The organism is Vibrio sp. 10N.222.46.A1 (assembly GCF_041473595.1).
Lineage (GTDB): Bacteria > Pseudomonadota > Gammaproteobacteria > Enterobacterales > Vibrionaceae > Vibrio > Vibrio tasmaniensis_A.
In genome coordinates, this window is sequence record NZ_JBFRSN010000596.1 from 1 (window position 1) to 8,590 (window position 8,590).

At 45.0% G+C, this 8,590-nt stretch carries 6 protein-coding genes and 1 pseudogene; all 7 read left to right on the forward strand.

The window, feature by feature from the left end; genetic code table 11:
* Positions 1 to 387: 387 nt before the first annotated feature.
* A complete protein-coding gene (locus tag AB4496_RS16670) occupies positions 388 to 2,070 on the forward strand; it encodes an ABC transporter substrate-binding protein (protein WP_009847561.1) in 1,683 nt (560 codons plus the stop codon).
* A gap of 169 nt (positions 2,071 to 2,239) precedes the next feature.
* Positions 2,240 to 3,226, forward strand: coding sequence for an ABC transporter permease (locus AB4496_RS16675; RefSeq protein ID WP_009847562.1), 987 nt, complete (start codon positions 2,240 to 2,242; stop codon positions 3,224 to 3,226).
* A gap of 2 nt (positions 3,227 to 3,228) precedes the next feature.
* Positions 3,229 to 4,254 carry an ABC transporter permease gene (locus tag AB4496_RS16680; protein WP_009847563.1) on the forward strand — a complete coding sequence of 342 codons (1,026 nt, stop codon included), beginning with the start codon at positions 3,229 to 3,231 and terminating at the stop codon, positions 4,252 to 4,254.
* A gap of 2 nt (positions 4,255 to 4,256) precedes the next feature.
* Positions 4,257 to 5,240, forward strand: a complete 984-nt coding sequence (locus AB4496_RS16685; RefSeq protein ID WP_009847564.1) for an ABC transporter ATP-binding protein — start codon at positions 4,257 to 4,259, stop codon at positions 5,238 to 5,240.
* A gap of 87 nt (positions 5,241 to 5,327) precedes the next feature.
* On the forward strand, positions 5,328 to 6,323 hold the full coding sequence (locus AB4496_RS16690; protein ID WP_009847565.1) for an ABC transporter ATP-binding protein: 996 nt from the start codon (positions 5,328 to 5,330) through the stop codon (positions 6,321 to 6,323).
* Between the two features lie 113 nt (positions 6,324 to 6,436).
* Positions 6,437 to 8,158: a glycoside hydrolase family 9 protein gene (locus AB4496_RS16695; protein WP_009847566.1), complete on the forward strand. Its 1,722-nt coding sequence runs from the start codon at positions 6,437 to 6,439 to the stop codon at positions 8,156 to 8,158.
* Positions 8,159 to 8,160: 2 nt separating this feature from the next.
* Positions 8,161 to 8,571, forward strand: a pseudogene (locus tag AB4496_RS16700) (BadF/BadG/BcrA/BcrD ATPase family protein); the annotation flags it as partial.
* Between the last annotated feature and the right edge of the window lie 19 nt (positions 8,572 to 8,590).

Consider the following 8,590-nt stretch of genomic DNA (forward strand, 5'->3'; position numbering starts at 1 on the left):
CCGTAAGATAAACCCCTATAATTAAAAGCCGAAAAGGTTAGTGACCACTTACAAAAAGCTACCACCACAAAACCAAATGCGAGTCACATCACCTTAACAATTACGCACAAAAAACCACCAAAGCAAGCTATTTTGACGTTAATGACGTGGTGCTGTGTGTTTTTAACGTTTTTGACGGGAAACGAGTTTGATTAATTCATCGATAAGGTGTTTTCTTACTCCTGCCAAAGGCCTACAGGCCACTCTTACCACTTCTCAGAATCAAAGATGAATCTGGAGCAACGAAGAAGAGGTAGGCCTTTAACTAGAGTGTGTATCTACTAACTAATTAGCGACAGATAACATTCAATCCATTAGTGAAATGAAAGCAAATAGTAAGGAACAGCTATGCTTGCCAATATAAAAAAAACAGCAATAGCAACAGCAATTATTGCAACTGCTACAACAGGTTTTGCATCAGTAGCAACAGCTGCAGAGCGCAGCGAACTGACCGTTCACCCGAAAGAGTACACTACATTCGTACGTAACTTTAACCCGTACCTTGGTGCTACTAACCTACATACTACAACTGACTTCATGTACGAGCCTTTAGTAGTATTTAACGAAATGCACGGTAACACTCCGGTGTTCCGTCTAGCTGAAAACTTCAAAATGTCAGATGATCTGATGAGCGTTGTTTTCGACATTCGTAAGGGTGTTAAATGGTCTGATGGAGAAACTTTCTCTGCTGATGATGTTGTTTTTTCTTTCAACCTTGTAAAAGAGAAGCCAGAGCTTGACCAATCTGGTATCAACTCTTGGGTAACTTCTGTAGAAAAACTGAACGACAACCAAGTTAAGTTCACACTAACAGAAGCAAACTCAAACGTACCTTACGAGATTGCTAAAGTACCTGTAGTACCTAAGCACATCTGGAAAGACGTTAAAGATCCATCAACGTTTACCAATGAGAACCCTGTAGGTTCTGGTCCATTTACAGAAATCGATACGTTTACAGCGCAACTGTACATCCAGTGTGCAAACCCGAACTACTGGGATGCAGACAACCTAGATGTTGACTGTCTACGTGTTCCACAAATTGCGAACAACGACCAGTTCTTAGGTAAAGTTGTAAACAGTGAAATGGACTGGACGTCTTCTTTCGTTCCTGATATCGATCGTACATACGCTGCAGCAAGCCCTAAACACCACTACTGGTACCCGCCAGCAGGTACACAAGCATTCATCGTTAACTTCAAACACCCTGATGCTGCGAAGCATGAAGCATTGAGCAACGTTGAATTCCGTCGTGCTTTCTCTATGGCTCTTGACCGCCAAACTATCATCGACATCGCATTCTACGGTGGCGGTACTGTGAACGATTTCGCATCGGGTCTTGGCTACGCGTTTGAAGCTTGGTCTGATGAAAAAACTCACGACAAATACAAAGGCTTCAACACTTACAACGCTGAAGGCGCGAAGAAGCTTCTTGCTGACGCTGGCTTCAAAGATGTAAACAAAGATGGTTTTGTTGACACTCCATCAGGCAAATCTTTCGAACTAATGATTCAATCGCCAAACGGCTGGACTGACTTCAACAACACAGTTCAACTTGCGGTAGAGCAACTAAACGAAATCGGCATTAAAGCGAAAGCTCGTACACCTGACTTCTCTGTTTACAATCAAGCAATGCTTGAAGGTACATACGACGTAGCATACACAAACTACTTCCACGGTGCGGATCCATACACGTACTGGAACAGTGCTTACAACTCATCACTACAATCTGGTGATGGTATGCCTCGTTTCGCTATGCACTTCTACAAAAATGACAAGCTAGATGGTCTTCTAAACAGCTTCTACAAAACAGCTGACAAGAACGAACAGCTAGATATTGCACATGGTATCCAGCAAATTATCGCTGCAGACCAAGTGACAATCCCTGTGATGTCTGGTGCTTACATGTACCAATACAACACAACTCGATTCACTGGTTGGTGGAACGAAGAAAATCCAAAAGGCCGTCCAAACATTTGGGCTGGTATTCCAGAGCGTCTACTTCATGTACTGGACCTAAAACCAGTTAAATAAGTAATCGTTCAATCTTTGCGGCGTAACTTCTTACGCCGCTTATAAAAATCCCCACACTATCAATTGAAAGTATGGCGCTAGTCGTCAGGGGATTTTTCGTTCCAAATTTCGCTAGGAGCGACCTGAATCCAGAAACAGGGAAACAATCTGGGTGAGTAAGGTGTGAGTTATGGGTTATTTTTTAAGACGTTTGTCATTTTATTTTGTCGCGCTATTAGTTGCAGCGACGTTAAACTTTATTATTCCAAGAGCAATGCCTGGTGACCCAGTTACCATGATGTTTGCGAACGCTTCTGTACAAGTTACTCCTGAGCGTATTGCTGCAATGAAAGAACTATTAGGCTTCGTTGATGGCGGCTTACTGGTTCAATACGGCGCATACATGAAGAACATTCTAAGCTGGGAGCTTGGTACATCAATTCAATTCTACCCACTTTCTGTAAATACTCTGTTGGGTGGAGCATTTGGTTGGTCGCTATTCTTAGCAGGCACCGCCGTTATTCTTTCTTTCTCTATTGGTTCAATCCTAGGTATTTTTGCAGCGTGGAAACGTGGCAGCAAATACGATGCCTTTGTGACTCCCGGGATGCTGATTTTACAAGCCGTTCCTCAGGTTGTTATTGCCATGATTGCGCTGTTTACCTTCGCAATCGGCTTGAAATGGTTCCCAACAGGTTACGCCTATACCGCGGGTACGATTCCAGATTGGACAAGCTGGGCATTCATTAAAGATGTCGCTTACCACGCCTTCTTACCTTTGCTATGTGCATCTATTGTTCAAATTGGTGGCTTCCTAGTAAACATGCGTAACAACATGATCAACCTGCTAGCTGAAGATTACATCACCATGGCGAAAGGCAAAGGCCTTAGCGAAAACCGAGTGGTATTCAATTACGCAGCTCGTAACGCGATGCTACCAAGTGTGACAGCACTTTCTATGTCGCTAGGTATGGCAATCGGTGGTCAGTTAATTATCGAAATCATCTTTAACTACCCAGGCCTTGGCAGCGTACTTTTCAACGCAATTAACGCTCGTGATTACCAAGTACTGCAAGGTCAACTGCTTATCATGACGCTATTCATGCTGTTCTTTAACCTAGTTGCAGACATGCTTTACGTTGTTCTTGACCCTCGTCTTCGTAAGGGTGGTAAATAATCATGAAAGATATTCTAAAACTCATTTGGCGTAACCCGATGGCCTTAACCGGCGTCATCATCCTAAGTATTTTTATTCTTGGTGCGATTGCGGCTCCATTGATCACAAAACATGTGCCAGACAAACGTACAGGTAATCCACACGAATACCCTGGCTTCGTGGTTAAGTCTGCACAAACTAACCCTGATGGCTGGGTTGCTCAAAACCTAGCAGACGATCGTCGTACGTTGATAATGTCTAAGAAGGCAGACCACGTACTGGGAACAACTCGTATGGGTCGTGACGTTTGGTCACAAGTGGTATACGGCGCACGCGTATCTCTTGCTGTAGGTTTTGGTGCGGGTCTTACCGTATGTTTACTAGCAACGGTTATTGGTGTTTCCGCAGGCTACTTTGGCGGCCGTGTCGATGATGTTCTGACAGCCGCAATGAACATCATGCTGGTTATTCCTCAATACCCATTACTGTTCGTAGTTGCAGCCTTTATCGGTGAGGCAGGGCCACTCACCATAACCTTGGTTATCGGCTTTATGTCCTGGGCTTGGGGCGCGCGTGTTGTTCGTTCCCAGACCTTAGCACTGCGTGAAAAAGAGTTTGTAAAAGCCGCTGAAGTTCTGGGTGAATCTTCATTCCGTATTATCTTCGTAGAGATTCTTCCAAACCTTATCTCTATCGTTGGCGCGAGCTTCATCGGTTCGGTGATGTACGCAATCATGATGGAAGCAACGATTTCGTTCCTAGGTCTTGGTGACCCGAACACAATCAGCTGGGGCATCATGCTTTACAACGTTCAAACCTCTTCATCAATGCTGATTGGCGCTTGGTGGGAACTGTTGGCTCCTTGTATCGCATTGACACTACTTGTAACTGGTCTTGCTCTACTTAACTTCGCTGTCGATGAAATTGCCAACCCGCAACTGCGTTCTCACAAAGGCATGAAGCGTTGGAAGAAATTAGCAGCACAAGACAAAGAAGAACGTGAACCTGAACTACCACCACAAAATGCACTTTGGAGCGGAGATAAATAATCATGTCTGAACCACTAATTTCTATCCGCAATTTATGCGTGGATTACATCACAGAGTCTGGCGATGTACGTGCGTGTAACAACGTAAGTTTCGACATTGCTCCAGGTGAAGTATTCGGCCTAGCTGGTGAATCTGGCTGTGGTAAATCAACTGTTGCTTTCTCTCTTATGCGTCTGCATAAGCCGCCCGCTTACATCAGTGGTGGTGAGGTTATCTTCAATGGTGAGAACATCCTTGAATACAGTGATGACCGTATGCAAGCGTTCCGTTGGAGCGAGATGTCGATGGTATTCCAGAGTGCGATGAACGCACTCAATCCTGTATTACCAATGGAAGAGCAGTTCTGTGACGTAATTATGCGTCACACCAACATGACTCGTGAGCAAGCTAAGCAACGCGCAGAAGGTCTACTTGAAATCGTAGATATTCACCCGAGCCGATTGAGTGACTACCCTCACCAATTCTCTGGCGGCATGCGTCAGCGCTTGGTTATTGCTATCGCTTTAGCATTGAATCCAAAGCTTATCATTATGGATGAGCCAACGACCGCACTTGATGTGGTTGTTCAACGCGAAATCCTACAAAAGATCTATGCACTAAAAGAAGAGTTTGGCTTCTCGATTCTGTTCATCACCCATGACTTGTCATTGATGGTCGAGTTCTCTGACCGTATCGGCATCATGTACTCAGGTGAGCTCATCGAGGTTGCCAATGCTCAAGATATTCTAGAAAACCCTTACCACCCTTATACCAAAGGGCTGGGAAGTTCTTTCCCTCCACTAACAGGGCCAAAGACAAAACTAGCAGGCATTCCGGGTAACCCTCTGAACCTGTTAGAGATCCCTGAAGGGTGTCGTTTCCAAGCTCGTTGTGATCGTGTACATGAAACGTGTACCAAGGTGCCAACCAAGCTGCGTTCTATCGACCCGGGACATTTGTCTAACTGCCACCTGTACGGTGACCCAATAGTACAAAGGAAGCTATAGCTTGCACGCTGATTCAGCGTGAATAACGAATAAGGCGGCTCGACCGCCGAAATGCAAGCAAAGCGAATAAGGATTCTGGAGACAATTATGAGCAAAGATTTCGGTCAATTATTGGTAGAAGGCAAGAATGTCGTAAAAGACTTCCCAATAAGCAGTACCACAATTCAAACCCCAATGATGCGTGCGATTAACGACGTATCATTCAAGATGTATAAAAGTCGCGGCCTAGCTGTGGTTGGTGAGTCAGGTTCAGGCAAATCAACAACAGCAAAAATGATCGCAAAAATGTACGCACCTTCGGGCGGTACGATCGAATACAAAGGTCGTGATATCCAAGAGATCTCAAGCAGAAAAGATCTTATGCACTACCGTGAAGGCGTGCAGATGGTATGGCAAGACCCGTTTGGTTCTCTGAACCCAACACATAACATCTTTCACCACATAGCTCGACCATTGTTGATCCACAAAAAAGTATCTCCGGGCAACAAGAAAGAGTTACAGGAACGTGTGTACGATCTTCTAGAGCAAGTTGGCTTAGTGCCACCACAAGCAACGGCAGAGAAGTACCCTCATCAACTCTCTGGTGGTCAGCGTCAACGTGTCAACCTAGCCCGTAACATTGCAGTTGGTGCAGAAGTTGTATTAGCCGATGAACCAACATCGATGCTTGATGTATCGATTCGTGCTGGTGTTTTGAACCTGATGGAAGAAATGAAGTTTGAGAAACAAATGTCTCTACTTTACATCACTCACGATATCGCAACCGCTCGTTACATTGCTGAAGATCTTTCAGTGATGTACGTAGGACACATGGTGGAATGGGGCGATACCGATGATGTGATTGCTAACCCTCAGCATCCTTACACCCAACTGCTTGTTTCTGCGGTTCCAGATCCTAAAAAATCGATCCACGAACAACTCGCAGGCAACAAAGGTGAGATCCCTCTTTGGACACCAGTCTCAGCAGGTTGCCCATTTGCAGGCCGTTGCACTCATGCAATGGACAAGTGTAAAGAGCAGTTACCAGGGGTTACGCAGTTAGCTGATAACCACTTTGTGCGTTGTTACCTACACGAAAGCTAAGCAATAAAACCAAGTTAGGGTCTGCGGGCCCTAACTATTTATATACAAAACATTTTATATCCAAAACATTCAAGTACCTAGCCAATAGAAACTAGGACTGTCGGAGAATATTGATGCTGTTATTGACCAACCATATTGGCTACGAATCCACGGCTCCAAAGCAAGCTATTCTGCAAACGAAGAAAGCTCGCTTATCAAGTACGACTGCACTTTTGGTGTGTGCCGACAACCATATCACTGTCGGAAGTTTTGATGTGGTTAAACAAGGCCGCGTAGCAAATTGGCATCAAGGGCAATTCTTCACTATCGATTTCAGTTCATTCACTGAATCAGGTCGCTACTACCTACGTTTTGACAACCTACGCTCTGAAGTATTTGAGATTGGTAGCAACCTATTAATGAACCACACGTTTTCTGATGTGCTTCATTACTTTAAGTCACAACGCTGTGGCGGTAGTTTCGACAAAAAAGATCGACAAGCACAAATTATGGGCACTGACAGATACGTCGATGTCCACGGTGGATGGTATGACGCATCAGGTGATGTAAGTAAGTATTTTAGCCACCTGTCTTATGGTAACTACCTTAACCCACAACAAATTCCAATGGTCGTTTGGAACATGCTAAAAAGCGTGCGCTTGACTAGCAATAACTCAGACTTTCCTAAATTCTCTATGACTCGTTTAGTGGAAGAAGCCCTATTCGGTGCCGATTTCTTAGTGCGTATGCAAGACGCTGACGGATACTTTTACATGACGGTATTCGACAAGTGGAGTAAAGACATCAATCAACGTGACATCTGCGCATACGCCACTCAAGAAGGTAACAAATCAACGGACTTGCAAGCGGGCTACCGACAAGGTGCAGGTGTTGCTATCGCCGCATTAACTGCTGCATCTGAACTTGAAACCTCGGGCAGTTACTCGAGCCAAACTTATCTTGAAACTGCCGTTAGCGGTTATTGGCACCTAAAAGAACATAACCTGCAGTACCTAAACGATGGCGAAGAAAACATCATCGATGAATATTGTGCCCTACTCGCTGCCAATGAACTGTACCGAGTAACAGAGGACGATCAATACCTATTAGAAGCAAGAACTTGGGCTAGTCGCTTGATCGCACGTCAGCAATCTGATGATTCAGTTGAGCACTTTTGGTCAGCTAATGCTGATGGCTCTCGCCCCTATTTCCATGCAGCTGAAGCTGGCCTTCCTGTAATTGCTCTGTGCGAGTACATCGATAATGAAACTGACACTGAGTTGAAAGAACAAGCACGTGTGGTTGTTGAGCAAGCTTGTCAGTTCGAAATCAACATTACCGACAAAGTCATCAACCCATTTGGCTACCCAAGACAATACGTAAAATCTGTCGATGGTGATAAACGTGATGCCTTCTTCGTCGCTCAACAAAACGAAACTGGCTACTGGTGGCAAGGCGAAAACGCGCGTCTTGGCTCAATTGCGACCATGGCTTACCTAGTTCAACCGCACATTAAAGATAATGACCTTCAGCAGCGTCTAATCCAACTTTCACAAAATAGCCTTGACTGGATTTTGGGCCTCAACCCATACCACATGTGCATGCTTGATGGCCACGGTCATAACAACCCAGACTATCTACCACAACTTGGTTTCTTCAATGCCAAAGGCGGGATTTGCAATGGCATCACGGCAGGGTTCGAAGACGAACAAGACATCGCATTCAACCCACCAGCACAGAAAGACGACATGCTTCAAAACTGGCGCTGGGGTGAACAATGGATCCCTCATGGGGCGTGGTACTTACTGGCGACTGCAGCACAGTTCAATCATTTAGCACAGTGTAAGGAGCAATAATCATGACGCTTTACTACGTAGGTATTGATGGTGGCGGTACATCTTGCCGTGCTCGCATTCGTGATAACCAAGGCAAACTCATTGGTGAAGCGAAAAGTGGCAGTGCCAACATCCTTTTGGGTGTCGATGTTGCAATGAGTTCAATTGTTGATGCGATTACTAAAGCCGCACAACAAGGGCAACTCAACTCTAACGATTTTTCTAATATGCATGTTGGTTTGGCGCTAGCTGGTGCTGAACAGAAGTCAGCATGGCTCGACTTCATGGCACAAGCACACCCTTTCGCAAGTATGACACTCAATACAGACGCCTATGGTGCATGTATTGGTGCACATAATGGCCAAGATGGCGCGATCATGATTGGTGGTACAGGTTCATGTGGTATCTACCTAAACAACGGCGAACAACATGTGTTCGCCGTTGTTTAGGTAG

Bases quoted from the DNA above. Each gene is read 5' to 3' on its own strand.
- AB4496_RS16695 (WP_009847566.1), top strand. From the start codon at position 6,437: ATGCTGTTATTGACCAACCATATTGGCTACGAATCCACGGCTCCAAAG.
- AB4496_RS16670 (WP_009847561.1), top strand. From the start codon at position 388: ATGCTTGCCAATATAAAAAAAACAGCAATAGCAACAGCAATTATTGCA.
- AB4496_RS16690 (WP_009847565.1), top strand. From the start codon at position 5,328: ATGAGCAAAGATTTCGGTCAATTATTGGTAGAAGGCAAGAATGTCGTA.
- AB4496_RS16680 (WP_009847563.1), top strand. From the start codon at position 3,229: ATGAAAGATATTCTAAAACTCATTTGGCGTAACCCGATGGCCTTAACC.
- AB4496_RS16685 (WP_009847564.1), top strand. From the start codon at position 4,257: ATGTCTGAACCACTAATTTCTATCCGCAATTTATGCGTGGATTACATC.
- AB4496_RS16675 (WP_009847562.1), top strand. From the start codon at position 2,240: ATGGGTTATTTTTTAAGACGTTTGTCATTTTATTTTGTCGCGCTATTA.